The organism is Candidatus Paceibacterota bacterium, assembly GCA_028718635.1.
GTDB lineage: Bacteria > Patescibacteriota > Minisyncoccia > Phycocordibacterales > UBA9973 > UBA9973.
On sequence record JAQULK010000001.1, the window covers coordinates 116,230 to 142,804 of the forward strand.

General features: G+C 37.2%; 26 protein-coding genes and 4 tRNA genes. 22 read left to right on the forward strand and 8 right to left on the reverse strand.

The window, feature by feature from the left end; translation table 11 throughout:
* Positions 1 to 4: 4 nt before the first annotated feature.
* Positions 5 to 75 (reverse strand) — tRNA-Gly (locus PHT16_00565).
* A gap of 155 nt (positions 76 to 230) precedes the next feature.
* Here PHT16_00565 and PHT16_00570 point away from each other — a divergent pair.
* The 5 genes from PHT16_00570 (at position 231) to PHT16_00590 (ending at position 2,018) form a co-directional block, all read left to right on the forward strand.
* Positions 231 to 302, forward strand: a tRNA-Arg gene (locus tag PHT16_00570).
* A 260-nt stretch (positions 303 to 562) separates the two neighbouring features.
* Entirely contained in the window at positions 563 to 973 is a 411-nt protein-coding gene (locus PHT16_00575) for a YraN family protein (protein MDD5720932.1), read from the forward strand.
* Positions 974 to 1,029: 56 nt separating this feature from the next.
* Positions 1,030 to 1,100: transfer RNA gene (locus PHT16_00580), tRNA-Pro, on the forward strand.
* 120 nt (positions 1,101 to 1,220) lie between these two features.
* Positions 1,221 to 1,291, forward strand: a tRNA-Gly gene (locus tag PHT16_00585).
* A gap of 1 nt (position 1,292) precedes the next feature.
* The gene (locus PHT16_00590; GenBank protein ID MDD5720933.1) at positions 1,293 to 2,018 is read left to right on the forward strand and encodes a ZIP family metal transporter; all 726 of its coding nucleotides are present in this window, start codon (positions 1,293 to 1,295) and stop codon (positions 2,016 to 2,018) included.
* Between the two features lie 3 nt (positions 2,019 to 2,021).
* Here the strand turns inward: PHT16_00590 and PHT16_00595 are convergent, their stop codons facing one another.
* Positions 2,022 to 3,125 (reverse strand): peptidoglycan DD-metalloendopeptidase family protein, encoded by a 1,104-nt coding sequence (locus PHT16_00595; protein MDD5720934.1) that lies wholly within the window; start codon positions 3,123 to 3,125, stop codon positions 2,022 to 2,024.
* 243 nt (positions 3,126 to 3,368) lie between these two features.
* On the opposite strand from PHT16_00595, the gene PHT16_00600 reads away from it, so the two are divergent.
* From PHT16_00600 to rsmA, 4 genes are all read left to right on the forward strand, one after another.
* The gene (locus PHT16_00600; GenBank protein MDD5720935.1) at positions 3,369 to 3,623 is read left to right on the forward strand and encodes a GIY-YIG nuclease family protein; all 255 of its coding nucleotides are present in this window, start codon (positions 3,369 to 3,371) and stop codon (positions 3,621 to 3,623) included.
* A 110-nt stretch (positions 3,624 to 3,733) separates the two neighbouring features.
* A complete protein-coding gene (locus PHT16_00605; GenBank protein MDD5720936.1) occupies positions 3,734 to 6,109 on the forward strand; it encodes a hypothetical protein in 2,376 nt (791 codons plus the stop codon).
* A 20-nt stretch (positions 6,110 to 6,129) separates the two neighbouring features.
* On the forward strand, positions 6,130 to 8,205 hold the full coding sequence (locus tag PHT16_00610; protein MDD5720937.1) for a UvrD-helicase domain-containing protein: 2,076 nt from the start codon (positions 6,130 to 6,132) through the stop codon (positions 8,203 to 8,205).
* Between the two features lie 4 nt (positions 8,206 to 8,209).
* Positions 8,210 to 9,091, forward strand: a complete 882-nt coding sequence (gene rsmA / locus PHT16_00615) for a 16S rRNA (adenine(1518)-N(6)/adenine(1519)-N(6))-dimethyltransferase RsmA (GenBank protein ID MDD5720938.1) — start codon at positions 8,210 to 8,212, stop codon at positions 9,089 to 9,091.
* On the opposite strand, the gene PHT16_00620 is transcribed toward rsmA, so the two are convergent.
* Entirely contained in the window at positions 9,060 to 10,037 is a 978-nt protein-coding gene (locus PHT16_00620) for a peptidoglycan-binding domain-containing protein (protein ID MDD5720939.1), read from the reverse strand. The genes rsmA and PHT16_00620 overlap by 32 nt on opposite strands.
* A gap of 31 nt (positions 10,038 to 10,068) precedes the next feature.
* Here PHT16_00620 and PHT16_00625 point away from each other — a divergent pair, with 31 nt between their 5' ends.
* The 13 genes from PHT16_00625 (at position 10,069) to PHT16_00685 (ending at position 24,111) form a co-directional block, all read left to right on the forward strand.
* Positions 10,069 to 11,028, forward strand: coding sequence for a hypothetical protein (locus tag PHT16_00625; GenBank protein MDD5720940.1), 960 nt, complete (start codon positions 10,069 to 10,071; stop codon positions 11,026 to 11,028).
* Positions 11,009 to 13,108, forward strand: coding sequence for a hypothetical protein (locus PHT16_00630; GenBank protein ID MDD5720941.1), 2,100 nt, complete (start codon positions 11,009 to 11,011; stop codon positions 13,106 to 13,108). Before PHT16_00625 ends, PHT16_00630 begins: the two co-directional genes overlap by 20 nt.
* 213 nt (positions 13,109 to 13,321) lie before the next feature.
* Entirely contained in the window at positions 13,322 to 13,831 is a 510-nt protein-coding gene (locus PHT16_00635) for an NYN domain-containing protein (protein MDD5720942.1), read from the forward strand.
* A gap of 134 nt (positions 13,832 to 13,965) precedes the next feature.
* A complete protein-coding gene (locus PHT16_00640; protein ID MDD5720943.1) occupies positions 13,966 to 16,185 on the forward strand; it encodes a hypothetical protein in 2,220 nt (739 codons plus the stop codon).
* Positions 16,186 to 16,199: 14 nt separating this feature from the next.
* Positions 16,200 to 16,742 carry a hypothetical protein gene (locus tag PHT16_00645; GenBank protein MDD5720944.1) on the forward strand — a complete coding sequence of 181 codons (543 nt, stop codon included), beginning with the start codon at positions 16,200 to 16,202 and terminating at the stop codon, positions 16,740 to 16,742.
* Between the two features lie 17 nt (positions 16,743 to 16,759).
* On the forward strand, positions 16,760 to 17,353 hold the full coding sequence (locus PHT16_00650) for a hypothetical protein (GenBank protein MDD5720945.1): 594 nt from the start codon (positions 16,760 to 16,762) through the stop codon (positions 17,351 to 17,353).
* Between the two features lie 40 nt (positions 17,354 to 17,393).
* Positions 17,394 to 17,648: a GIY-YIG nuclease family protein gene (locus tag PHT16_00655; protein ID MDD5720946.1), complete on the forward strand. Its 255-nt coding sequence runs from the start codon at positions 17,394 to 17,396 to the stop codon at positions 17,646 to 17,648.
* A gap of 4 nt (positions 17,649 to 17,652) precedes the next feature.
* Positions 17,653 to 18,117 (forward strand): PrgI family protein, encoded by a 465-nt coding sequence (locus tag PHT16_00660; GenBank protein MDD5720947.1) that lies wholly within the window; start codon positions 17,653 to 17,655, stop codon positions 18,115 to 18,117.
* A 110-nt stretch (positions 18,118 to 18,227) separates the two neighbouring features.
* Entirely contained in the window at positions 18,228 to 18,866 is a 639-nt protein-coding gene (locus tag PHT16_00665; protein ID MDD5720948.1) for a hypothetical protein, read from the forward strand.
* A gap of 51 nt (positions 18,867 to 18,917) precedes the next feature.
* Positions 18,918 to 20,765 carry a DUF87 domain-containing protein gene (locus PHT16_00670; protein MDD5720949.1) on the forward strand — a complete coding sequence of 616 codons (1,848 nt, stop codon included), beginning with the start codon at positions 18,918 to 18,920 and terminating at the stop codon, positions 20,763 to 20,765.
* A 7-nt stretch (positions 20,766 to 20,772) separates the two neighbouring features.
* Positions 20,773 to 21,759, forward strand: a complete 987-nt coding sequence (locus PHT16_00675; GenBank protein ID MDD5720950.1) for a hypothetical protein — start codon at positions 20,773 to 20,775, stop codon at positions 21,757 to 21,759.
* Complete coding sequence (locus PHT16_00680) at positions 21,760 to 22,695, forward strand: pilin (GenBank protein ID MDD5720951.1); 936 nt, start codon at positions 21,760 to 21,762, stop codon at positions 22,693 to 22,695. It begins immediately after the preceding gene.
* A gap of 15 nt (positions 22,696 to 22,710) precedes the next feature.
* Positions 22,711 to 24,111 (forward strand): hypothetical protein, encoded by a 1,401-nt coding sequence (locus PHT16_00685; GenBank protein MDD5720952.1) that lies wholly within the window; start codon positions 22,711 to 22,713, stop codon positions 24,109 to 24,111.
* Positions 24,112 to 24,228: 117 nt separating this feature from the next.
* Here the strand turns inward: PHT16_00685 and PHT16_00690 are convergent, their stop codons facing one another.
* From PHT16_00690 to rpmH, 5 genes are all read right to left on the reverse strand, one after another.
* Positions 24,229 to 24,753: a hypothetical protein gene (locus PHT16_00690; GenBank protein MDD5720953.1), complete on the reverse strand. Its 525-nt coding sequence runs from the start codon at positions 24,751 to 24,753 to the stop codon at positions 24,229 to 24,231.
* A gap of 125 nt (positions 24,754 to 24,878) precedes the next feature.
* Complete coding sequence (locus PHT16_00695; protein MDD5720954.1) at positions 24,879 to 25,607, reverse strand: YidC/Oxa1 family membrane protein insertase; 729 nt, start codon at positions 25,605 to 25,607, stop codon at positions 24,879 to 24,881.
* A gap of 39 nt (positions 25,608 to 25,646) precedes the next feature.
* A complete protein-coding gene (gene yidD, locus PHT16_00700) occupies positions 25,647 to 25,910 on the reverse strand; it encodes a membrane protein insertion efficiency factor YidD (GenBank protein MDD5720955.1) in 264 nt (87 codons plus the stop codon).
* Positions 25,906 to 26,256 (reverse strand): ribonuclease P protein component, encoded by a 351-nt coding sequence (locus PHT16_00705; protein MDD5720956.1) that lies wholly within the window; start codon positions 26,254 to 26,256, stop codon positions 25,906 to 25,908. The genes yidD and PHT16_00705 overlap by 5 nt, the downstream gene beginning before the upstream one ends.
* A gap of 11 nt (positions 26,257 to 26,267) precedes the next feature.
* The gene (gene rpmH / locus PHT16_00710; protein ID MDD5720957.1) at positions 26,268 to 26,402 is read right to left on the reverse strand and encodes a 50S ribosomal protein L34; all 135 of its coding nucleotides are present in this window, start codon (positions 26,400 to 26,402) and stop codon (positions 26,268 to 26,270) included.
* Positions 26,403 to 26,575 lie beyond the last annotated feature (173 nt).

Below are 26,575 nucleotides of genomic sequence, written 5' to 3' on the forward strand. Positions count from 1 at the left end.
TATGTGCGGCCAGAGAGAATCGGACTCTCGTCTCATCCTTGGCAAGGATGTGTTCTACCACTGAACCATGACCGCTAATTATTTATGTATAAAGACCACCGAATATGACTGCTAATTATTTTTTAATAATCTAATTATATATTATATACAATTTATTGCAATTTGGAATTTAGGCTTATAAAATAAAATGATTTTGATTATTTTTTAAATGATGTATAATTATAATCACTGCACCCGTAGTGAAATGGATATCACAACAGTCTTCGGAACTGTCGTTGGGGGTTCGAGTCCCTCCGGGTGCACAAGATTCTGCTTGTCCTTTATTTTTTTTCATAAAGGCTTGCTGTATAAAGATTTTATTAAAAATGTGGATAACTATGTGCGTACTGTTCATAAAGGACAGAGTTAGAAGTTGTCTCTTATTGCCATCTTTTTCACAATAATGCTTATAAAATAAGGATATTTTTATAAGAGACATAAATATTTCTCAGATTTTGTCTTTTCGTTTCACGTGAAACCACGTTAATCGTGAAACCTCATATTTTATTGTAAAATAAAGAAGATGCCAAAAGTATTTACATCAATAACTCAAAAAACTGGCGAAATTGGAGAAAACATAGCAGTAAGGTTTCTTGTGAAACATAATTTTTTAATATTAAATAGAAATTACACAAAAAAATGGGGAGAAATAGATATCGTAGCTGAAAAAGCCAATAAATTATACTTTGTTGAAGTGAAATCTGTGTCAAGGTTCGACCTTGACAAGGTTACACATGAAACAATAGATCAATATCATCCTGAGGACAATATGCACCCGTGGAAACTAAAACGTTTATCGCGAACAATTCAAACTTACCTTTTATCCGAAAAAATACCAGATGAAAAAGAATGGCAAGTGGATTTATTAATCGTGTTCCTTGATATAAAAAATAAAAAGGCAAAAATAAAAGTAGTCAATGATATTATTTTGTGATATATTATTAAACGTTGAAGTTGAAACGGGCTTGCCCGCCGAAGCTTTAGCGAAGGCGGGCTGTAGTATACCGGTAGTACAAGTGGTTTGGGACCATTTAGACTGGGTTCGATTCCCAGCAGCCCGAAGGGATGGAGTAAGCAAATTTATTTGCTTACGTTGGGAATTGAAAGGCTTTTCTATGTTGAATGAAATGAAACAGAAAAGCACCTGGCTATGTAATAGCCGATCCCAGCAGCCCGACATTGCGGGATTAGTTTAGTGGTAGAATAAGAGTTTTCCAAACTCTGGGCAGGCGTTCGATTCGCCTATCCCGCACATGATTATTTGGATAAGTATCGCGACATTAATTTCTACTTTTCTAGGTGGAATGTTTGCTTTACGTTTCAAAGATAAATTGCATTTAATTTTAGGCTTCTCAGCCGGAGCTGTTATTGGCGTGGCCTTTTTTGATTTATTGCCTGAAGCTTTAGAATTAGGAAAAGGAATTTACGATATAAGTTTCCTCACTTCCATTTCTGCTCTCGGTTTTATAACTTACATGATTTTAGATAGACTTTTCTTTTTTCATTCACATTGCGATCATGATAGTAAAGAATGTAATCAAAACAAAAGGGGATTGCTCGGGGCAGGAAGTTTGTCTGCACATAGTTTTATAGACGGTGCTGCGATAGGTTTAGCCTTTCAAGTATCAAATGCTGTAGGTATTATCGTGGCTGTCGCCGTATTAGTTCATGATTTTTCTGACGGAATAAATACTGTAAATATGATTTTGAAAAATTCTGGTACACGCAAACAAGCTTTTAAATGGCTTCTGGTTGACGCTATTGCTCCGGTTTTAGGTATAACTTCCACGTTGTTTTTTTCTGTTTCTGAATCAGCTCTAGGAATAATCCTTGCTGTATTTACTGGATTTTTCTTATATATAGGAGCCTCTGATTTATTGCCAGAAAGTCACCATAGCCACCCCACGGCTTGGACTACTTTTTCTACTATTTTAGGTGTTGCAGTTTTATTTGGAGCAATAAAACTCGCTGGAATATAAAAATTATTTTGCCCAAGAATTGTTTATTCCAGGATTAAACGCGCCTTTAACTTCAAAATGAATATGTGGCCCTGTAGAGTGTCCTGTAGAACCAACGTAGCCTATAACTTCACCCTGAGATACTTGATCTCCTGAGTGAGTCGCTATTTTTGACTGGTGAGCATATAAAGTCTGAGTGCCATTAGGATGAGAGATAATAACTAAATTACCAAAACCTCCGTTGTATCCAGTCCTAGCAAAAATAACTCTTCCAGCGGCGGCGGCATGGATAGGAGTACCTGTGGCTATGGCTAAGTCCACAGCATTTCCGTCGTGACGTCCTTGACTTAAACGATAACCAGGGGCAGGGTTGATAAATCCGGCAAGATTTTGAGCAGGGTAGGCTTGATAGGTTTGTTTTTTCTTAGTAGTTGAAGTACTACTTTTAACTGATTTATTATTATCTCCAAGGCTAACATCTCCTCCAGGGATTGTAAGCTCATCTCCCAAGGCAAGGGTAGAGTCCGGTGTAATACCATTACAATAAATAATATCTTTTGCATCAACTTTGTAAAGTTTCGCTATCTGCTGTAAAGTCTGTCCTTTAGTAACGGTGTGTTCTACGCCAGAGACAGAAGGGATGAAAAGAACATCATCTCTTGTAAGAGTTTTCTTCATATCATTGGCTGCTAAGACTGTTTTTTCAGAAACATCAAGTAAGTCGGCTATTTTTGCGATAGTGTCTCCCTCTGCCACCACGTAGACATTCGGCTCTCCGCAGGATGAATCTAAAGCGTTTTGGTCGTCTGATACGCCTGAACCAACATTCGGAGAAAGTGCCTTGTCGTCAGAGATATTGTCAGTATTCGGATCTATGCCGTTAATGGTATCGTTATTTGAGCCATCTTTGCTGTTTTCCTCTTCTAAAATTGAAACCGAGGAAACATTCGCTTGAAGTGCATAAGCTTGATCACCCACAAAGATAGAAGACAAAGAAGAAAACAGATCCGCTTTAACTGACCATATGGGCACAAAAAGAACCCCAAAAAGCAAAGAAAGGGCAAAAAATGATTTTATTTTACTAACTGTTTTTTTTGTAGGTTTTATAAAACAAACTAAATGTCGCAAGATTTCCTTTTCTAGCCTTTTAAAATAAGGGTAGAATCACAGGACGACCAATAGGTTCTGTAAACAAAAGGTTCTCACGATGTTACTATCTTCTCTGGAATTCAGTCAACTTGTACTATACCTCTCTTCAGAACTATGTTTTAAGGATAGTTCAAAAACAGCCAAAAGTCAATTTAATGGAAAATTAATGTGGATAACCCCCACACCTTTTGTTTTATACCTTCAGGTCATATAATGATTATTATGTATTATATATATGTTCTAAAAAGCATAAAAGATGATAAATTATATATCGGTTCGACTAATGACCTGAAGCGAAGACTTTCGGAACACAACAATGGATTTAATCGTTCAACAAAAGCTAGGCGACCATTTGAACTTCGCTATTATGAAGCTTGTGCCAATGAACATGATGCTAGAACTAGAGAATATAATTTAAAAAAAGATGGAAAAGCGCTTGGGCAACTAAAAAGAAGGATTTCCGAAAGTCTTAAATAAATCCCCACAACCTATTTGGATAGGTGTGGGGATAAAACGAAAGGTGTGGGGGATAACCCTTTTTACCTTAATTTGGTATTAAAAGTTAAAAACTATATAATGTAAACACCATGGAACCAAAAGAACCAAAAATACACCGAAAACCAACAAAAAGAATAAATCTAATGCCTATTGAAAAATCAATATCTGAAATTGAAGAAGAAAGAAAAGATCTAGTAATTCCTGAGGAAGAAGCTGGAATCGAAAAAGAAATAGAGAATCTTCCACCAGAAGATAAAGAAAAAATGGGGCGCTGGTATAATAATTTAGGCTTTAAGGCTGAAAAAGCAAAAAATGATATTTTTGCTAGTGTTTTTAATAAAGCACTGAAACTAAAAAATATTGACCCCAAAGGAACTACTGGAAAATTTTGCAAAGAAGCACTAGATGGTTTTGTACGTAATGCAAAAATTGCTGAAAAAAAAGCCAATGACCCATCAGCGTTTAGTGATATTAAGAAAGGAGTATATATTAAAGGTAAAAAAAGAGGCATAACTATTAGCGCTGGAAAACAAAAATTTGCATCAAATGTCGGAGCTTTTTCTGGAAACGCTTTAAAATATCTCAGATTAATAGCTGACGCAACCGGACTCACGGTGGGTGCTGCTCATCGTGTGGTTATGGCAGCTGGTATGGCGACTACTTGGTTGGCTGAAACTAGCAAAGAAACACGTTTTAAAAATGAAAAGTTGATTGCAAAAACTAGAATTGGTAAAGATATAACTCGAGAATCAAGCGCGGAAGAAGTAATGCAATTTTTGAAAGACAATGAAAAAGATATTGAAAAAGCTGAGGAAGAAGCTTGGAATATATACGAAAAAGCTGGAGGAACATTTGAGAATGATAGTAAAGGGAATCGTATTTGGAAGGCAAATGATCTTTCCGCAGAAGATCTTAAAAATAAATATCTGATAGAAATACCAAAAGATTTGCAGAAAAGATTACAAAATCCAAGCTTAGCAAGTAATTTTATTCTGAGATTTGCTCAAAGAGCATTAAGAAGAGAGCTTCTTGGGTATAAGATAGAAGATCACATTCTTTTTGAAGGTTCAATATCAAGATTGAATAAAAAAATAGAAGAATTAGAAAATAGTAAAAGACTTACTCCTGAACAAAAAAAATATGAAATAGAAAAACTCATCACAAAACAAAAGAAAAATCTGGAAGATTATGATCGCATGATTACTCAATATGGCATTATCGATGGAACTGCTATGTTGCTGAAATATGCTCAAACAGCTGGAAAAGCCACAGTGGCAGTGTTGCAGGTAGAAACATTGGCTTTATCTGTAAACAAAATGTTTGAGGGAATCTCGCATCTTTTAACCTCGCATAATATTCATCCAATTGAAGGAACTGGAAAATCTATAAAAGATATACTCCAAAAAGAAAAAACAGCAGAAGAACCAAGAATGCCTGAAGAAACAACTGCACCTGAACATCCCGTTAAGCCAGAAATAAAACCAGAAGTAAAACCAGCTGAGACACCGGATCATAAAATAGAAGATAGTGTGGAAAAAGAAAATATAGTCAAACCGCCAGAATCCGAAACTACTGAAACCTCCAAACCACCAGAGCCCGAAGCTGGAAATAAATCCACCGAAGCTACTTCAGAATCTAAAGTTGGGGCAGAACAAGCACAAGCCGTAGAAAAAGAAGAGACAGAAACCGAAACAAAAACGGAAACAGAATCAAAAACAGCGCCTGCACCCGAAACACCTCCAGCAGAACCAGCACAGAAAACAGAGTTGGAATCATTAGTATTTAAAAAACCGATTACTCCTGAGGAATTAACTAAAACAATACAAGACCAATTAACTGCCAAAGAGCCTCCTGGAACTGTGCATATGGGAACACAATATAATACTGGGACACCATATGAAGTTGGAACATCATATAATACTGGTGAAATAAGAGGGACGGGCGGTGGAGGGTACGCAGAAAATTATTACGGAAACCAGCCAATAGTATTTGGAGGAAATAGATACTATCCTGACTCAGAAGGCCAGTATCATGATTTTCTTGGTAGACCATATTTTCCAAATCTTTCCCCCGAAGATAATTCTATTTTGCAACAACACCCGGAATTTGCAGAAAATCCTTACAACCTGCCTGAAACAAAATTGGTGCAAATCTATGAAAACAGCCAAAAAGATTTGAGTTATATATTTAGAGATGAGCCATCGGGTTGGGATAAATACTTATCAAACTCCTTAAAGGAAGGAGCAAATAAAGTTTTAGAATACCAACAAAACCCAAGCGATGATCCAGCAGGCAACTATTTATCAGGTTATTTGAATATGCTTAAAAATCACGCAAATCTTAAACCAAAAGGAGGTTTCCTCGGGATGGGAGCTGAAAAAAGTGATCATTTTATTGCTCGCTGTTTACAAAAATTAGCATCAACTGGAGAGTTAGAAGTTTTTGAAGCAAATCTAAGAAAATAAATTCATGCTATATTAGATGCGTGGATATAGAAGAAAAACATCTAAAAGGTCTAAATAGTGAGCAAAAAGAAGCGGCGCTTCATATGAAGGGACCGCTTTTGATTATTGCCGGAGCGGGAGCTGGGAAAACAAAAACGATTACGCACAGAATTGTAAATCTTATAAAAAACGGCGTGTCTCCCGATAAAATTTTGGCAGTGACCTTCACTAATAAGGCCGCTAAAGAAATGCGAGAGAGAATTATTTTAGAAATTAATAAAAACGCAAAAGGTCAAGAAAAAATTCCTTTCGTTTCCACTTTTCATTCTCTGGGAGTTTATATAATAAAAGAAAACGCCCGACTGCTCGGACTGACGAGATATTTTACTATTTTAGACGAAGGAGACGCGACCACTCTTATAAAAAATATTTTAAAAGAGCTTAGCATAGACCCGAAGCAATATGATCCAAAAAAAATAAAAAATATAATCTCGCGGGAAAAAGGAAAATTTACAAATCTAACGGATTATATGGAGAAAGCCCTCTCCTTCGGGGAGGGTTGGGAGGGGTCTCTGGGTAAAATTACAGCTCAAGTTTGGAATTTGTATGAAAAACAAAAAATGAAAGAGAATTCTTTAGACTTCGATGATCTGCTCTTAAAAGCGGTAAAACTACTGAAAGAAAACGAGGAAATTAGAAAAATATATCAAGAAAAATGGGAATATATCCACATTGATGAATATCAGGACACGAACGAAGCGCAATATTTGATGTCTAAATTACTTTCCGAAAAAAGTGGAAATATTTGCGTAGTCGGGGATGCCGATCAAAATATATATTCTTGGCGCGGAGCAAATTTGAAAAACATTCTGAATTTTGAAAAAGATTACCCGAATACAAAAATAATTTTGTTGGAACAAAATTACAGGTCTACAAAAAATATTCTAGAGGCGGCAAATGAAGTAATTAAGAAAAATAAATATAGGCCGGATAAAAATTTGTTTACGAAAAACATTGAAGGCGAAAAAATAGGCTTCTATGAAGCCCTAGACGAAACCGATGAAGCTGAATTCGTCGCCACAAAGATTATGGAGATACTAGACAGCGGGGCAGACTTGCTTTTTCGGGGTGTCTCGCAGGCTGACGAGCCGAGAGGCAGCGCTGTGCGAGCACGCACAGACAGCGACCCCGCAAAAGCAGAGTCTGCCCCGCTGTCTGAAATAGCCGTTTTGTATCGCGCAAATTTTCAATCGCGGGCGCTCGAAGAAGCGATGCTTCGGTACAATATTCCTTACCAAGTTTTAGGGGTTAAATTTTTTGAAAGAAAGGAAATAAAAGACACTCTCGTTTATTTGCGTGCAGCTCTCAATCCCGATAGCCTGTCTGATATAAAAAGGATCATTAATTTCCCATCGAGAGGCATTGGAAAAGTAACCTTGATGAAAATCTTTGCCGGCCAAAGAGAAACCCTGCCGGTAAAAATGCAAATAAAAATTAATAGTTTCTATGAAACATTGGAAGAGATAAAGGAGAAAATAAATGATTTAAAAACAAGCGATCTCATAAAATTCGTAATAAAAAAGTCCGGAATTGAAACAGAACTTTCCTCTGGCACTGAAGAAGATATGGAAAGATTAGAAAACATCAAAGAGCTCGCCACCCTTGCGCTCAAATATGACAATCTAAAAAATGGAGCGGGTATAGAAAAACTTTTAGAAGATGCCTCGCTTGCTTCAGATCAAGACTCTTTAATAATAAATCAAGAAAAGAAAGAAATAAAAAATGCGGTAAAATTAATGACAGTACATGCTTCAAAAGGCCTTGAATTTGAATATGTTTTTGTTGTTGGATTAGAAGACGGGCTTTTTCCGCACGAGAGAATGGGAGACAGCCCAGCCTCCGCACAAGGCTTCGGCGAGACGCAGGAGGAAGAAAGAAGGCTTTTTTATGTGGCACTTACCCGCGCAAGGAGAAAATTATTTTTATCATTTGCGAATTTCCGCACTATTTTCGGTTCGCGCAACATCAACGCTCCTTCAGAATTTATTTCTGATATTCCAGCAGATTTATTTGAAAGGGAAGGCGAAGATAGCGGGATAAAAACAATTTATTTATAAATATATGATACACAAAGCAAAAAAATCCCTAGGGCAAAACTTTTTAAAATCTGAAATGGCCTTAAAAAAAATTGTTGAAGCCGGGGAAGTAAAAAAGAGCGATATAGTTTTAGAAATAGGACCAGGCAAAGGAGCGCTCACGTCTAAACTTTTAGAAAAAGCAAAAACTGTAATTGCGGTAGAGAAGGACCGCGAACTTTTTGAATTTTTAAAAGAAAAATTTAAAAAAGAAATAAAATCAAAATCTCTCCTCTTGATACAGGGAGATATTTTGGAGTTCGACCCCCTCTTAATCTCCCCCTTGGCAGGGGGAGAGGGAACAATTAACTACAAAATTATCGCCAACATTCCTTACAATATTACTGGTGCAATTTTGAAAAAGTTTTTGACGGCAAAAAATCAACCGGAGAGGATGATTTTAATGGTCCAGCACGAAGTGGCTAAACGCATAATGGCTCGCGACCCACGCCACGGCGGGGCAGGTGGCAAAGAAAGCATTCTTTCAATTTCGGTCAAAGCTTACGGTGAACCAAAGATGATTATGAAGGTGAATAAAAGATATTTTTCTCCTGCACCAAAAGTTGACTCAGCTATAATTGCGATAAAAAATATTTCTAGGGAAAGATTCACCTTATCCCAAAATTCACCTCACCCCAACCCTCTCCTTATTAAGGAGAGGGAGACATTTGAAGAAAAATTCTGGGAAATAGTAAAGACTGGTTTTGCACATAAAAGGAAAAAACTCTCCAGCAATCTAAAGAATGTTTGCCAAAGTGTTTGCCAAAGCAAGGCTTTGGCAAACTTGGGAAATAAAAGAGCTGAGGATTTAACTCTTAACGACTGGATTATGCTGACTAAAGGGGAGATGAGCCGACCATCGGAGTAATCGTACCTTCGGTAGGGATAATAATAACAGGATCGCCAGGTATCGCACAAACACCAGGCACTACATAAGCTCCGAGTAAATAATTGGTAAAAGGAATATTGTAACTTGCGAATCCTTGAGTCCCAGGATAATAAGAAAGAAGCGTTACATAAGTTGGCGGAAGAGGTGAAATAGTTATCATCCAACTAGAATTAGCCGCGCAAAAAAAAGGAAAAATTAAAGCACCACCAAACGGTATGCCAGTCGCAGCTTGGGCTACAGGAGGAGTAATTCCTAAAAAGGAAAGGGCCTTTGAGACAGCTTTATCAAAGAATCCCAGAAACGGATGCTCGTTCAAATCAAGACTTAATTTGCTTTCATTTATAAGTAATTCCTTAAATTTTTTACTATAGTCAATATTGCTATTTGAGACCTCTTTCCTAAGAGTGTCTGCTATAACGCTGAGTTCTTTTTCACTCTTGCCGTTTTTTCTATTTACTTCTACAACTGTTTTAATAAATTGATCAAGGTTTGTATTGTTGGCGAAGGGGTTAGAGGTAGGAACAGGGTTTGAAGCTTTATTTACAACGTCGTTTGCAGTACCATCGCATTTGACACCAGTGGTTGGGCTATACCCGACAGCAGAAAGACAACCTGCTGGGTAGGTGGCATTCGTCTTAACGCTATTGAGCACCCCGCGAGTGATGGCTCCAACTATTCCATCAGCCACCAATCTATTATTTGACTGAAAAACGGAAACAGCAGCTTTAGTCAAAGGTCCGAAACTCCCATCTGCCGCTACTCCTATTTTTCTTTGTAGACACTGCACTTCAACACCCTTGAAACCCACTCTTAATGTAGAAGTAATTCTACAGTCATCTGGAACTGAAGCAGAAACTGCAAAAACTACCTGAGAAGAAAAGAAAAAAGTTAAAACAAAAAATAAATAAAAATATAACGGTCTCATTGAGCTAATTATATCACAAATTCATTTGCTTGTGCTCCTCACTTATTGTTATAATTATATTGTTATCAAAACATTTTTAGTAAAATACAAAAAGATACTTTTAGTCATCTTGGCGGTGCTCTTTTTGGTTGTACTTTTTCTAATAAAAAATAAAATAATTTTCAAAAATACACTCAACCTCAATCAAAACAGACAGGGAAACGGACTCGTTTATGATGAAAATGCGACCATAGAAGACCTAGTAAACAAAGACACCGACGGCGATGGAATACCGGATTGGCAAGAAGGTTTATATGGACTTGATCCAACAAAAAAAGAAACTACTCCAGGAATACCAGACAGCTCAGCGATAGAGAACTTGAGAGCAGCACAAGGAATCAATACAGAAACAATAAACGGAGGAAGTTCCTCCACAGGGACAGAAAATTTAACTCAAACTGAAAAATTCTCTAGAGAACTTTTTGCGACAGTTGCCGCCTTAAATCAAAATGGTCAAGTTGACCAGGCAACCATAGACGCGCTCAGTAATTCTCTAGCAGAAAAAGTAGAAAATTCTACTCAAAGAAAAGTCTACACGATTTCTGATATTAAAATAATAAACATTGACACAAAACAAGCTATACAAAAATACAGCGATGCTTTAAACGCTATTTATTTAAAACAACATATTAAAAAAAGTGTACCCATGGTCTTGCAAGAATTTATAGCAGATGAAACGAATTTAGATAAATTACTAGAACTTGATCCTATTATTAGTCAAGCAAATCAAACAATCAATGAATCATTAAAAATACAAGTGCCGCAATCTCTCTCAGCCTTGCATTTAGATTTAATAAATAATTTTCAAAGAATTGAAGAAAATGTAAGTGATATAAAACTTTTTGACAGCGACCCAATAGTGGCAATAGGTGCCATAACTCAATATGGAAACAATGCCATTGCTTTAGCAAAATCCGCTAAAAACTTAACAGATGCTATTAAGCAAAATTGAACAACTAGGTAAAAAATTATATAATAAAAACAATAAAATGATAACTAAAAATATGATAGTAAAAAAATTTATCTCCGCTCTTTTAATTATTTTAATAGTTACACCGGCTGTTTTATTTTCTAGACCAAAAAAAGCAGATGCTATTGCTTGTGTTCCCGCAGACATTACTGCAGTTGTAGGGACTGTAACTAGTGTGCCAGTTAATAGTACTATAGCTAATGCATATCTTGGTGATATTTGCGTATCTACAACCACAATGGCTCCATCAACTCTAACTAATACTGCAACTACTGTAAAAGGGTGGTTACAATTAATAGCAGAACAAGCGCTTAGAGCAGTCGAAAGAAAACTCTTAGCACAAATGACTCAAGCCACCATAAATTGGATAAACTCTGATTTTCATGGACAGCCACTTTTCTTAACAAATCCTGGCTCTTTCTTTAACGACATAGCAAAATCAGAATTAAAAAATATAGTAAATAGGTACGGCTATGATCTCCGGATGTTTCCTTTTGGCAAACAGTTTGCTTTAAATGCAATAAATAGTTATAAAAGACAACTCGACGACAATATGGGATACACTTTGAGCAAAGTGATGAATTCTGCGCAACAAGACAACTTTAGAAATAATTTCAATGTCGGCGGATGGAATGGGTTTTTAATAAATACGCAATACCCCCAAAATAATTATTTGGGATTTCAAATGCTTGCAACCGATGAACTCGCTCGCCAACTTCAAGGCACCACCCAAAATGCTGCCCAGAAAGTACAAACTGCTCTACAACAAGGCATGGGTTTTCTTTCTCCACAAACTTGTCCGTCTAACCCTAGTTACAACAATGGTGTAAATGAATTCCAAAAACCAAGTTTTGATTCATCGTCAGTGACATATAATTGCCCTGATGGTTGTGGCGTATCAGGAGCATTCCCGGAAGGAATGGAAATGATATGTAGTTCCTGCAATAGTAACTATGAACAAGCCCTTGCCTCAGCCAAAGCAAAATGGGCAAAGACAAATACTTGTCCAGGCGGTTTAGTAAACACTACCCCGGGTTCTGTAGCGGCCAATCAAATATTTGAAGCGTTGAATGTTCCAATAAAAGAAAAAACACTCACTGCGGCAATAGGGAAAGATGTAATGGATAGTATGGCTGCTATTATTGACGCTCTCTTAGGTCATTTTATAGATAAAGGCTTAAGTGCATTATCTGATACCATCAGCGGTACTCCTCCGCAAGATAACTGGAGCTATAATGGGGTCACTTTGGGAGGTGGAGAAAGTGGAGGAGGTGGCACAGCTGGAACTTTGAATATCCCCCAAAATGTTTCAGTTACTGTCGGACAAACAACCAGTACGACAATATCAGGCGGCTCAGGAACTTATAACGTTCAACCCCAATCAAGCACATCCTTGGCGATAGCGGTCGCTACGATTGACATTTCTGGTTCTCTTCCAAAACTCACAATAACAGCAGGTACTACTCCGGGGACAACAACAATTGTTGTTCAAGATTCATCTAGCCCAGCTAAAACTGTCACTGTCACTATCACGGTAAGCGCTGCCGGAGCCATAGTGGTTACCCCGGCAAATATTTCGACCACGGTAGGCGGAGGAGGACAAGTCATCGCCACTATCTCTGGCGGAACAGAACCTTACTCTATTCAAACAGGCCCCAATGAAACAATTGCGGTGGCTATTCTCTCTGGCACAAATTTAATCGTATCTAGTCTCACAACGAGTGGCACTACTTTTGTAGACATAAAAGATTCTTCAAGCCCAGCTAAAACTGTTCGTGTCAATATAATAGTTAGCCCTACTAATTTGACCATCACTCCAGCAAGCATTTCAGTCAAAGTCGGCGAAGTAAATAGCAATATGTCTATCTCAGGTGGCACACCACCCTACGTCATCACAAATCAACAAAATGTAACTATAGCAAACGCTGAAATTCTACCCACCACCCCTACCACCCTCACCGTCACCGGCCGAGCATTAGGAGAAAGCACAGTAACAGTAACGATCAAAGATTCCTCAAATCCGGCAAAAACCGGCACCGCAAATATCGTAGTCACCCCGTAGGGAATTTTATAAAATTTCTGTGTTACGTTGCAGAATGAATTTTGCGCGACCAGTGTTATAATTAAGAATGTTTATAAAAGGGGGAGCGGAATGCGTATCGCACTACGAACATTCTGCGGTCTGGGTAACAGCAAAAAAATAGTGTGCGTGAGGACTGACCCATTAAGGACTAAACAGATTTATCTGCTTCCCCTTTTGCAAACACCAATAATTATGAAAAAAAATTCTACAGCTTACATAGATGCTTCTAATCTGAAGTTTGGAGTTCAGCAAAGCAGTTGGGAGTTGGATTACAAAGCTTTTAGATCTTGGCTTCGTGATAAATTTGGTGTTTCTAAGGCCATACTTTTTATGGGACTTATTCCTTCAAATTTTGAACTTTACAACTATCTTCAAAGTATTGGTTATGATATTGTTTTCAAGCCAACAATTACAAATAAGGATGGCAAGACAAAAGGTAATGTAGATGGAGAATTAATTTTGCGTATTGCGAAAGACTTTTATGAAAATGATCTGAATAGTGTTGTGTTAGTGGCTGGCGATGGTGATTATCACTGTATTGTTGAATTTCTGAAGGAAAAAAAAGTTTCTACCTGTATTGTTTCTCCAAATAAAAAATATTTATCTTTTTTGTTAAAACGCATTAATGTGCCAATTATTATTTTAGATGATTTTATTGAAAAATTAAAGATTAAAACGAAAAAGCCCCCGAATATGCCGTAACATATCAAGGGTCTTTTTCTTATTTATGAATATATTGTATCAAAAAGAAAATGTAAATGTCAATAGGAATGAAAAATTGCGATAAAAGAATAAAATTAATGCTAAAATAAAAGGAGTTAAAAAAGTTTATAAAGATGCCTAGAAAAATTAAAAAAATAATCCCTTACTTTCTCATACTACTTTTTTTTGTAGTTGTGGGAATTTTTAGTCCGATGGTAAAAGTGCATGCATCTGCGGCAGATCCTAACGAGGCTTGTACTAAAAATGCAGATGGAAATTTTAATAATCTTCCTTGTAAGACAACGGTAATTAATGACGCAACTAATGAAACGGTAACAACATACTTTGGCGAGGATGGAAAAATAATACCTGGTGCTGCTACTGTCACACCTCCAAAACCTGTAGAAAAATCAGAGTTTGAAAACTGGGCAAAAGAAGAATCTTGTGGAATCATAGGTAGCAGTTCTGTTGCTGGATGCACAAAAGCACTTTTTTATTATATTGTATATACTCCATCTTCTGTTTTTCTTACCATAGCAGCAAAATTCTTTAACGCTTTAATAAAAATAGCTTTGGACAGTGAAATGATCTCTGGTTCTACTTTTATTTCTACTGCATGGGGAGTCGTCCGTGACCTTTCAAACATCTTCTTCATCCTTATTTTACTTTATATAGCTATCAAATTAATTTTAGGACTAGGAGGATCCGAAGTTAAAAAAATGATAGCAAATGTCATAATAATGGCTCTCCTCATAAACTTTTCTATGTTTTTTACGAAAGTGATTATTGATACTTCCAACATCTTAGCTTTAATTTTTTACAACAAACTTGATGTTACCTATAAAGATCCAAACACCGGACAGCCAGCAACTAGACCCGATACCCCAACAACACCTGGAGAAAAAGAAATCTCAGGTGCTATGTATGGTTCTTTTGACGTAACTACAAAATTAAATAATTCAGTTTTTTGGGAAGATGTTAGAGGAGGAACAGATCATGTCCCTGTAGGAACAATGATTGGCATTATTTGCATTGCCGCTGGCATTATGCTTTTTGCGGCTTATGCTTTTTTTGTGTCTGGAGTAGCTTTTGTGGCCCGACTAATTGAACTATGGATTTTAATAATCTTTTCTCCTTTCGCTTTTATGTCTTTCACGGTGCCAAAACTAGCTGGTACTGATTACATAGGATGGGATGGTTGGTTTAAGCGTTTATTGAAGGTGTCTTTTATGGCACCGATTTTTATGTTCTTTATATATTTAATATTTTTATTATTAGAACCCCCAGGATTATTCGGCAATATAACAGCGCAAGCAAAAGCAAGTCAAACATGGGTACAAACTCTTCTGTTTACTCTTATCCCAGCAATGGTGATTATGGTTCTTCTTCTAAGAGCAACCAAGTATGCCAAAGAAGGCTCGGGAGCAATAGGAGAAATGGTCTTCAAGGGTGCAAAGATTGTGGGTGGTTTGGCTTTGGGAGGCGCAATAGGTGGAGCAGCGTTTGCTGGCAGAAATGTTATTGGTGGAGGTGGAGGATATCTTGCTAATAAGGCTGCGTCAGGAATGAATAAACTTGGAGGTAAATTAGAAAACAAATATGGAAGAAGCTTTGGAATTAACAAGGTTGCTAGCGGACTAACAAGTGTTGGCACACGTGCACAAAAGGGTAGTTTTGATTTGCGTGGAATCCCTGGAGCAAGTAAAGCTATAGGAATGGCTGGACTAACTGCGGGTGTTGGTATTGGTAGCACCCTTGTTGGTAGTAGTAAAATAAAGACAGGAGGAATTGCACAGACACGAAAAGAAAAAGTGGAAAAGAGAATGAAGAGGGCGGATATGCTAAAGGTTAGAGAAGATGAAGGATTGAAACAGAAATTAAATAAATCAGAAATTGACTTACAAACAATGTTGAATAAGGTTGCAAAAGATTTTGAAAAAATAGATAAAGGATTAGAAGGACAAAGACAAGCAAAAAATGACGCCGCAAAAGATTCAATAGAAGAAAAGAGTGCAATCGCAAATATCGCAGAACTTAAGGCACAAAAAGCAGCTCTAGTAACAGGAGCATTGCATACTGGTCAAATGTTAAAACCTGACGGAAGCGTCGAAAAAACCACTAGCGTTGACGGCTCGATCCTAAAGGTATCATCTGGTGACAATGTTGGAAAAACTATAAAACAACTACAAACTGAAGTAATTCCAGATCAAAAAAATGCGATACTCACAGAAAGCAGAAGGAGAACAACTGCCTTTGCTAACAGAAAGGGTAGTTGGGGACCATTAAGTAGCACGGCTAATAAAGAGGCAAGATATAAAATAATTATGGAATCAAAAATAGAAAGTAAAGCTTAAGTAATTTAGAAAAAATGACTGAAAAATCAAAAAAATTAATACAAGAGGAAATGTTGAATCTGCCAAAAGAAGCGCAAGATGCCATCAATGCTTCAAATTGGGAAAAACAATCTGAAGAAATTGGAAAAAAATACTTACTGAATGAGGATGAAATTTATACTTTTCAACTAGAAACAGCTTGTTTTTTACTTGGTCTTATTGATGAAGATCAATACCAAAAAAATATCGAAGATGGCATAGGCACCAGTAAAGCTGAAGCAGAAAAAATATCTGAAGAAGTAATACAGAAAATACTTATTCCTATCAATGATCTTTTTGTAAAAAATATTAAAAAAAGCGATAAGGTAAAAAACGCAACGGCTGAGCAAAATCTTAATTTTATTTTATCCGGCGGGGATTATACGGCGTTTTTGGATGTTCCTCCTCTCGTTGATAAGGAGGGGAATGAGGGGAGGTTCTTAACTAATTCAAATTCACCTCACCCCGACCCTCTCCTTAGTAAGGAGAGGGGGAATACTGAAGAAACAGTCTTACCAGCCTTTTTTATTAAAAAATAATATATTAGAATAATTTTATGGATAATAATACAGACAACACAACAGATTTATTACAAATAAAAATTGACGAGGCAAAAGCGCAATTGCCGGAAGAAACCCGAAACGCGATCAATGCTGTTGACTATAAAGCGGTTATCTTGGAAATGAGAAAAACAAAAGGTTACACTTTTGAACAACTGGGAGACTTGGAGACCGAAACAGAATTATTACTTTCTGGACTGACAAGTCCAGAGAATTATTCAAAAGAGCTAGAAAATAGAATGCATCTCTCAAAAGTTGAGGTCAATGAATTGATAAAAGAAATGAATGACCGCGTTTTTGCAAAAATAAAAGAAAACTTGATAAAAAGCAGTGAAGGAAAAAATGATATGAAAATATTAAATTCCGCGGGCATTGAAATAATATCCACCCCGTCTAGCAAGCTAGGCACCCCTCAAGAGGGGAATAACACTCCTCCGATTTTGGCGCAGAAATTATCCGGTTCTTTTCAAGTTCCCGTAGTGAAAACAGAACATTCTTTAGAGAATATTACCAAGACAATTGCGCCCACTCCGATAAATGCCATTCCAAGCAAACCAGCCGTAGATCCATACCGAGAGATCCCTGAGTAAAAAATTCTTAATGGATATGCAATCCCGTTAGAGATCACTTATGTTTTATTACACATATATTTTAAAAAGTAAGAAGGACGGTAAAATTTACACTGGATATACGCAAGACCTACGGAAGCGCCTGAATCAGCATAATAAAGGTTTATCTACATATACGAAAGGACGAGGCCCATTTATTTTGATATACTATGAAGGGTGTCTATTAGAAAGTAAAGCGAAGTCGAGAGAATTATTTTTAAAATCGGGAATGGGCAAGCGTTATCTAAAAAATAGATTAGGCGCTTCCTATCTCTAACGGGATGCAATTCAAAGTTCCACAATTTTTAGACATTGAAGATAAAATATTCGGCCCTTTTACTTTTAGGGAATTTGTTTATTTAGCCGGCGGGGCAGGCTTGTGTTTTATTCTTTATAAATTGCTGGGTCTTATTTTAGGAATAATACCCATTTTAGCTGTCGCGGGATTTTCGCTCGCTCTTACTTTTTACAAACCAAATAATAAACCATTTATTAATATAATAGAATCAGGTTTTAAGTATTTTACCCAAAATAAACTTTATATTTGGAAGAAAAAAGCAAATAAAACCACCTCTTCCCCCGCCTTCTCCAAAGGAGAAGGAGCCCTCTCCTTCGGGGAGGGTTTGGGAGGGGTAAACAAAATTCAAATGATGCATCCAGGCAGTTCCCCGTTGAGTGGGAGCAAGTTACGAGACTTGGCTTGGAGTTTAGATGTGCTGGACTTGAGTAAGCAACAATCCCGTTAGAAGCCGCGGTCGCAGTTTAAAAAATATAAATATGTTAAATAGAAAAATAAAAATTAATAGAATAACAAAGCATAATCACGGTCTGTTGACCGCGACCTGCTTCTAACGGGATGGCCTTAAACGCAAAAGCAACTCAAGAATTTGTCCCGATCAAGGAAGTCCGCGATGGAATCGTTGTATTAAAAAACGACGAACTGCGAGCTATTGTCCTAGCCAATTCTGTCAACTTAGCCTTAAAATCTTCCGACGAACAACAGGCAACAATAATGCAATTCCAAAATTTTCTTAACACTTTGGATTTTTCTGTGCAAATATCGATTCAATCAAGAAGACTGGACATTAGACCGTATCTTTTGCTTTTGGAAAACAGAATCAAGGTGCAAAATGAGCCTCTTTTAAAATTACAAACCAAAGAATATATAGACTTCATCAGAAATTTTACTGACTCAGTGGCAATAATGACCAAAAACTTTTTTGTAGTAGTGCCTTACACTCACACTGCCTTAAAATCAGACTCTGGAATCTTGGATAAAATATTTTCTAGAAAAAATAAAGAAGAAATAAAAGCTGCCAAACAAATAGCCTTTGAAGAAAAAAGATCCCAATTGGAAGAAAGAGTGGCGGTCATTCAGCAAGGACTCTCTAGTTGCGGTATAAATTCAGCGCAGCTCGGCACCGAAGAAGTAGTGGAAGTATTTTATAAGGTTTTCAATCCGGGAGAGATAGAAGGGAAGATTAAAGTAGAATAGCATCGAGCGCCTTAGGCTCTCTGAGAGCCTAAGGCGCTAATGCAAAATAAAATGAGTATCTTAGAAAACATTAAAAAATTATTTGGAAAAGAAAAAAGAGACGATAATGAAGAAACACAAGCTTCTGTTTTGGCCGTCTTGCCGGAAAAGATCTATGAGTCTGCCAATCTTGAACTTCAAGATGTCATAGCGCCGTCAGCCTTAAAAATTGACCCGAAATCCATAAATTTAGGAAACAAAATCGCCCGTACTTTTTTTATAATATCTTATCCGAGATATTTAACAGATAATTGGTTTTCTCCGATAATCAATTTGGATAAAATTTTTGATATTTCAATATTCATCCACCCCATAGACACTTCTCTCATGTTGCGGCAATTCCAGAAAAAAGTGGCTGAAGTTCAAAGCCAGATAAGCGTCCGAGAAGCAAAAGGGATGGTACGCGACCCGATGCTGGACACTGCTTATGAAGATTTGGAAGGGCTTCGCAATAATCTGATCCAAGCGCAAGAAAAGATGTTCGATGTGGGAGTTTACATTACGATTTATGCAGATAATGAATTAGAGCTATTTAAAATTGAAAATGAAATAAAATCAATGCTCGAATCGAAGCTCATATACATCAAGCCGGCGCTTTTCCAGCAAGAAGAGGGTTTTAAAAGCGTTATTCCAATAGAAACAGACTTATTGAACATCCATCAAAAATTAAACTCTGAGCCTCTTTCTAGTGTTTTTCCATTTATTTCCTCTGATCTTACTTCCGACAAAGGAATACTTTACGGTATCAACAGAAATAACTCGTCCCTCGTTATTTTCGACCGGTTCAGCTTAGAGAATTATAACTCCGTGACCTTTGCTAAATCAGGTTCTGGAAAATCTTATGCGGCAAAATTAGAAATTTTAAGATCATTAATGTTTGACACTGATGTCATCGTAATAGATCCAGAAAGAGAGTACGAATTTTTAGCTGAAACTGTCGGCGGACGCTATTTTAATATTTCACTTTCCTCAGATCACCATTTAAATCCCTTTGATTTGCCAATACCTCGTGAAGATGAAACAGTGGAGGATGTATTGCGTTCAAATATTATAAACTTAGTGGGGCTTTTCAGGCTGATGCTAGGCGGACTCACCCCGGAAGAAGATTCAATGGTGGACCGAGCTATTTCAGAAACTTATGCTATGAAAGACATCACCCCGGAATCAGATTTTTCAAACATCGAACCTCCTCTTCTTTCAGATTTCGAAATGGTGCTCTCTGGGATGGAAGGAAGCGATTCGGTCATCGCCAGACTGGCAAAATACACCCGAGGCTCTTGGTCAACCTTCTTAAATAGACCGTCTAATGTAGATATCAACAAAAAATTCGTGGTTTTTTCTGTCCGTGATATGGAAGACGAATTAAAACCGGTAGCCATGTATATCATAATGCATTACATTTGGAATGCGATAAGAAAGAATCTTAAAAAAAGACTTCTCGTAGTGGACGAAGCCTGGTGGATGATGAAATCTGAAGATACGGCTTCATTTCTTTATTCAATCGCAAAAAGAGGCAGAAAATATTATTTAGGTCTTTCCACTATTACCCAAGACGCAGCTGACTTTATGAAATCTCCATATGGCGTACCAATAATCACCAACTCTTCCATTCAACTTCTCTTGAAACAATCGCCTACCACTATTGATATTCTGCAAAAAACCTTCAACCTCACTGATGAGGAAAAATATTTGCTTCTAGAATCCGGACTAGGGGAGGGTATATTTTTCGCAGGATTAAAGCACGTCGCTATAAAAATAGTTTCTTCTTATACTGAGGACCAGATCATTACCTCTGATCCTTCGCAAATATTATTAAACAAAAAAGCCAGAGAGGAGCAGGAGGCGAAGGATATGGTATAATAAAACTATGAGACTTAGGTTTTTAACATTAAATTTTCTTATAACAATCGCGATACTAGGAACTTTTTTACCGCTCGCCGCAAAAGCAGTTTCGTCGGATGATGTTTTAGTTAATGTGTCACCAGAAAATCCAGCCCCTGGTGAAAACGTAAATATTTCTTTAAAAAGCTATGTTAATAATTTAGACATAGTTTTAATATCTTGGTCAGTAAATGGCAAGAATGTTTCCTCTGGGATTGGCAAGAAATCTTTTTCTCTTAATGCACCAAGCGCTGGAGGGGAAACAAGCGTCATCGCCACTGCTTCCTTGCCAGATGGCGCAGTAGATACAAAGGTAATAATAAGACCCTCGGCAATGGTGTTGCTTTCCGAAGCATTGGATTCTTATACACCTCCGTTTTATAAAGGCAAAGCATTACCTTCGCCTGATAGTTTAGTAAAAGTAGTTGCCTTACCAGAAATAAAATCTGGCTCTAATTTTATAAATCCTAAAAATCTGACTTACGCCTGGCAAAAAGATTACACCAGCAACCAAGATGGTTCCGGTTATGGAAAAAATACTTTTACTTATGTAAATGATTATCTTGAAAACTCAAACAACATCGGAGTGACAGCCGGAACCACTGATCAGAAATTTTCCTCAACAGTAAATATAGACGTAAGAATGAAAGAACCAAAAATTATTTTTTACAAAAATGACGCCAAGCTGGGAACGATTTGGGAACAAGCACTCGCTGATGGATATAAAATTCTCGGAAATGAAATCATTGAGGCAGCGCCGTATTTTTTCTCACCTCGCGACATCAGAGTTCCATTAGTCACTTTTGATTGGTTTATAAATAGCCAAACAATAAATGTGCCTAGTTATAGGAAAAATATACTGCCACTTCAAGCACAAGTGGGAACTTCCGGAACTTCTAAAATAAGATTAGAAATTAATAATGCCGATAAAATTTTTGAAAGCGCCGTTAAGGAAATCAATGTAAATTTTTAAATGATGAAGAAAGATATATTTAAAAAAATAATAGCCTTAACATATCTAACATTTTTATTATTTGGATTTCTTACTCCTGCTCGCCATATTTTCGCAGAAGATACTCCCAAAGATGCAACCTATCAACTTTTAGCTCCGCTTCCTGATCCAGAAGGAGGAAATGATATTGAGATTAATGATCCTACACATCCTGAAGCCCTAAGTGATTATTTAAACGTAATGATAAAGCTCATTATAGGCATCTGCGCTGTCTTGGCAGTGGTAATGATCGTAATGGGTGGCATTGAATATATGACGAGCGAATTGATTTCAAGTAAAGCAGCGGGTAAAGACAGAATTATGCATGCAATTTTTGGTCTTATTTTAGCCCTTGGCGCTTGGACGATTCTCAATACCATAAATCCTAAATTACTCGATAGTAGTTTATCGAGTTTAAAAAATGTGACAGTGGAGGTAACTGCACAAAATTTTGCACTCTCTCCTTCAACGTATATTGTTCCCCTCGGTGGAAAAGGACAAGCAAGTGGTACAAACTGTGATGAAAATGCAGTTGCTGCGGCAAACGCCGGTCTTAGTAATGCTCAAATACATACACTCGCTTGCATAGGTGGAATAGAAAGCGGTTGTAAATCAGTCAAAAACTACGCTTGGGGGAATGGGTCCTCTGCGTATGGACCTTTCCAGATAACATTACAAGGGAATGCTGGATGTTTTACAAGCCAGGTTTGCCGCGACGCCGGAGCACCGCCTTATCCGCCTGGTTGTGCCGCCGGATTCCAAAATGGTAATCCTAAACCTGGTTCTCCGATTGTGGAACAATGCAAGAACGCTGCTAATAATTTTAATTGCAGTGTCTCGGCTGCCGCATGTTTAATAAAAAAGAGACCGAACTATGGCGACTGGAACGCGAACAGCAATCTTTCAAAGTGCCTATAATTTAACCACATTTTTATGTCAAAAAGAAATTTTATACTTTTAATAATAGTTGTAATAATAGGAATAATTGCATTATTCGGATATTTTTATTTCAACCCAGGAACCAACACGCCAGGGGAGGACAACACGGGCACAAATTTTATTTCACAATTTAACCCATTTGGAAAAAACACCACAAAACCTCCTGCCGACACAACAACCCCAATTGATATTTCTGGAGATCAACCAAATACCACCTCTGCAGATATAGATGCAAAATTGAAAAAAGTTTCAAGCATGCCAATTGCAGGGTTTACTGTATTTTCTAAAGAAAGATTAAAGGATGTGACTGTTCCTCCCCTCCTTTCGGAGGAGGGGGCAGGGGGTGGTGATAACTCTGCACCACCTCGCCCTTCGGGCTCTCCTCCTTCAAAAGGAGGAGAGAGAACCAAACCAACTCCGCCCCAAACTGAATTTATGCCAGCTTTGAGGTATGTGGAAAGAGCCACAGGAAATATTTACCAAACCTTTGCAGACAAAATAGAAGAGAAGCAATTTTCGACAACAATGATACCTCAAGTGTATGAAGCATTTTTTGGAAACAAAGGAAACTCAGTAATCATGAGATACTTGAAACCGGATGGCAGAACAATCATAACTTTTGTGGGAACTTTGCCAAAAGAGGTTCTTGGCGCAGATAGCACCGTTGGTAATGAAATAAAAGGAGTATTTCTTCCAGAAAATACAAAGGATGTGAGTTTGTCAAGCGATTCCAAAAGTCTCTTTTATATGTTTTTAAGTGGAAAAACTCAAGCAGATGGAGTAACTGGCGCTACTTTTAATTTATTAAATAATAAAAAGATTCAAGTTTTTAATTCTCCTTTCACAGAATGGTTGTCCTCATTCCTAACCAGCAAGATGATTACTTTTACCACTAAACCTTCTGCTCAAATTCCGGGATATATGTACGTTATGGATCCGACAAATAAAAATTATAATTTTCATAAAATATTGGGCGGCATAAATGGGCTTACCACCCTCATTAGCCCTAATGGAAAACTGGCTCTTTATAGCGATAACAATTTATCTCTTAATATTTTTCACTCGAACACAAAGGTTTCCGATACGTTGGGAGTAAAAACATTGGCGGAAAAATGTGTTTGGAATAAAACTAGTGAAGTTATTTATTGCGGAGTGCCAAAATCTTATGGAAACGGTCAATACCCGGACAGTTGGTATCAAGGAGAAGTTTCTTTTTCGGATCAAATTTGGAAAATAGATGTTAAAACTGGAAATGCGACTATGATTGCGGATCCAGCCGACATAAACGGCGGAGAAGATATTGATAGCACTAAATTAGCGCTGGACGATGGAGAAAACTATTTATTTTTTGTAAACAAAAAGGATTCTTTCCTATGGGAGTTGAATTTAAAATAAAATATAAAATTTAGAAAGGGTTTCGTATTTCCTCTCCCCCTTAATAAGGGGGAGACTGTGAGGGGGTTCTTAATTAATTCACCTCACCCCAGCCCTCTCCTTATTAAGGAGAGGGGGCTAAATTCCACCCACGTATTTGATCACCACTCGGCGATCGCGCCCGAAACCTATGGATTCGGTTTTAAGGTCATTTGATTCAGATAAAAATTCATGAACGATTCTGCGTTCGAAGGCTGACATTGGGTCAACTTCTATATTAGACTTAAAATATCTCGCTCTTTCAGACATCATATGGGCTATTGCACGGATATTCTCAACATGTTTTTTTTGAAAACCGTTTATATCTATAATAACAGACCCTCCCCCAACCCCTCCCTTGGCAGGGAGGGGGGTCCCTTCTCCCCCTGCTAAGGGGGAGTGCCCGAAGGGCGGGGGGGTCTTAGCTTCTATTATTCTATGAACAAGGTGGCTTAACGCGTGCAAACCCTCACCATCACGCCCAATAAAGAAATGTGGCTCGACAACCTCTATGGAAACCCATACATTTTTATGCCCATCATCAACTATTGAAATTCCATTTAGTTTTACTGTAGTTTTTTCAATTAAGTCTTTTATTAAATTTTGAATCTCTTCTTTTTCCATCCCGTTAGAAGCAGATCGCGATCAACTCGCGTATCTGCCATATTAAGTTATTAATTTTATTAATATTTGATTTCATGTTTTGTTTGTTTTTAAATTGCGATCGCGGCTTCTAACGGGATCCATTCCTATCGGATCACAATTTTGAAATTTTTCTCTCTTTTTACATAAATCTGCTGGCCTACCATAAAAAGATTGCTGGTAATCCAATAAAGCGCTACTGCTCCAGAAATACTATAAGCGACTAAAGCAATAATGAACGGAAAAACGTATTTCATTTGCACGCTCATGCTTTTAGCAAAACTATCAGAAAAAGAAGCTTTGTCATTTCCTGAAGAAAGAACAGGTTTAGGCATAAAGTGCGCTTGTAAATATTGAGAAACACCAGCTAAAATTGCTAAAACTAAACTTTTTTTAGTTATATCAAGGAAACCAAGAAAAATCATATTTATATGAGTGGGAACTTTAACAAAAGAATAAAGCAATCCGCTTTCAAAGTTTATACCTTTGAAAAAGACGTAATATAAGGCAAAAATAACTGGAATTTGGATCAAAACCAAAAGACACCCTGAAAAAGGATTAGTATTGTGTTTTTTGTATAATTCGAATGTTTGTTTTGCTTGTTCTTCTTTGGAAGCGCCACTGGCTTTTATTTTATTAATCTCGGGAGTTAAAATGCTCATTTCTGCCTGACTTTCAATGGATTTCTGGGATAAAGGAAAGAGAATAATTTTAACAAGAATGGTAAGAACTATAACTGCCACCCCCACGTCTCCGCCAGGGACAACAGACACCAAAAAAGCCAAAGCGTTTAAAAGTGGTTGATATAAAACGGTATTCCAAATATTTGTAAGCATTCGTCCATTCTACCCCGAAGTAAAATTTTTAGCAAAATTTTACTTCACAGAATCAATGTGATTTTTTTGCCAAGGATGGCAACGCAGAATGCGTTTCAACCCTAAATAAATTCCTTTCCATGCGCCATATTTTTCTATCGCTTGTTTGGTGTATTCAGAACAAGATGGATAAAAAACACAAGTGTTCGCTTTCAAAAAAATTGAAATGTTTTTTTGATAAAAATTAATCCCGTTAGAAGCCGCCCTCGCTAGTAAGCGAGTGCTACAGTCACCCTGGGGCGACTTGCTTCTAACGGGATTAATTAAGTTTTGAAAGAATTGTTTTAATTTCATTTTCTATAGCAGAGATATCGTCCCTCGGCTGTAGCCCTACGGGCGAAGCTTGATATTTTTTAAAAACAAAGACTCCCATGATTCCGAGAGGGAACTGGTCTATGTATTTAGATAAAGCTGTATAGCCTCGACGTCGCAGTAAATTTCTCTTAACAGCGAGTTTGGCTACACTTTTTGGCGCAATAAAGGAAATTTTTACTTCTTTATTGGGGTTTTGGGTGTATTTAAAAGTAAAACTGGGAGAAATAAGAAATCTTCCTTCTTTAAAGATTTTATCGACTTCTTTAGTGCTTACTCTATTCTTTTTAGGTAGCATATAAAACCAACTTAAACACTGAGTTTTTTTCTGCCCTTTTGACGTCTTCTTTTTAAGACCTTCTTTCCTGTTTTTATTCTAGATCTAACCAAGAACCCGTGAGCTCTGGCTCTTTTTCTTTTTTTAGGTTGGTATGTAACTGACATTACTAGAGTCTATAATAAAAATTATAAAAATACAACCCCCTAATCCCCCTTATCAAGGGGACTTACAAAATTTTTCCTCCCTTGACAAGGGGAGGTCAGGAGGGGTTGAGTTTTATCCACAGTTTATCAACAGAGTTAATAAGCTTTCAAAGATGTCTTCTATTTTAGAAATA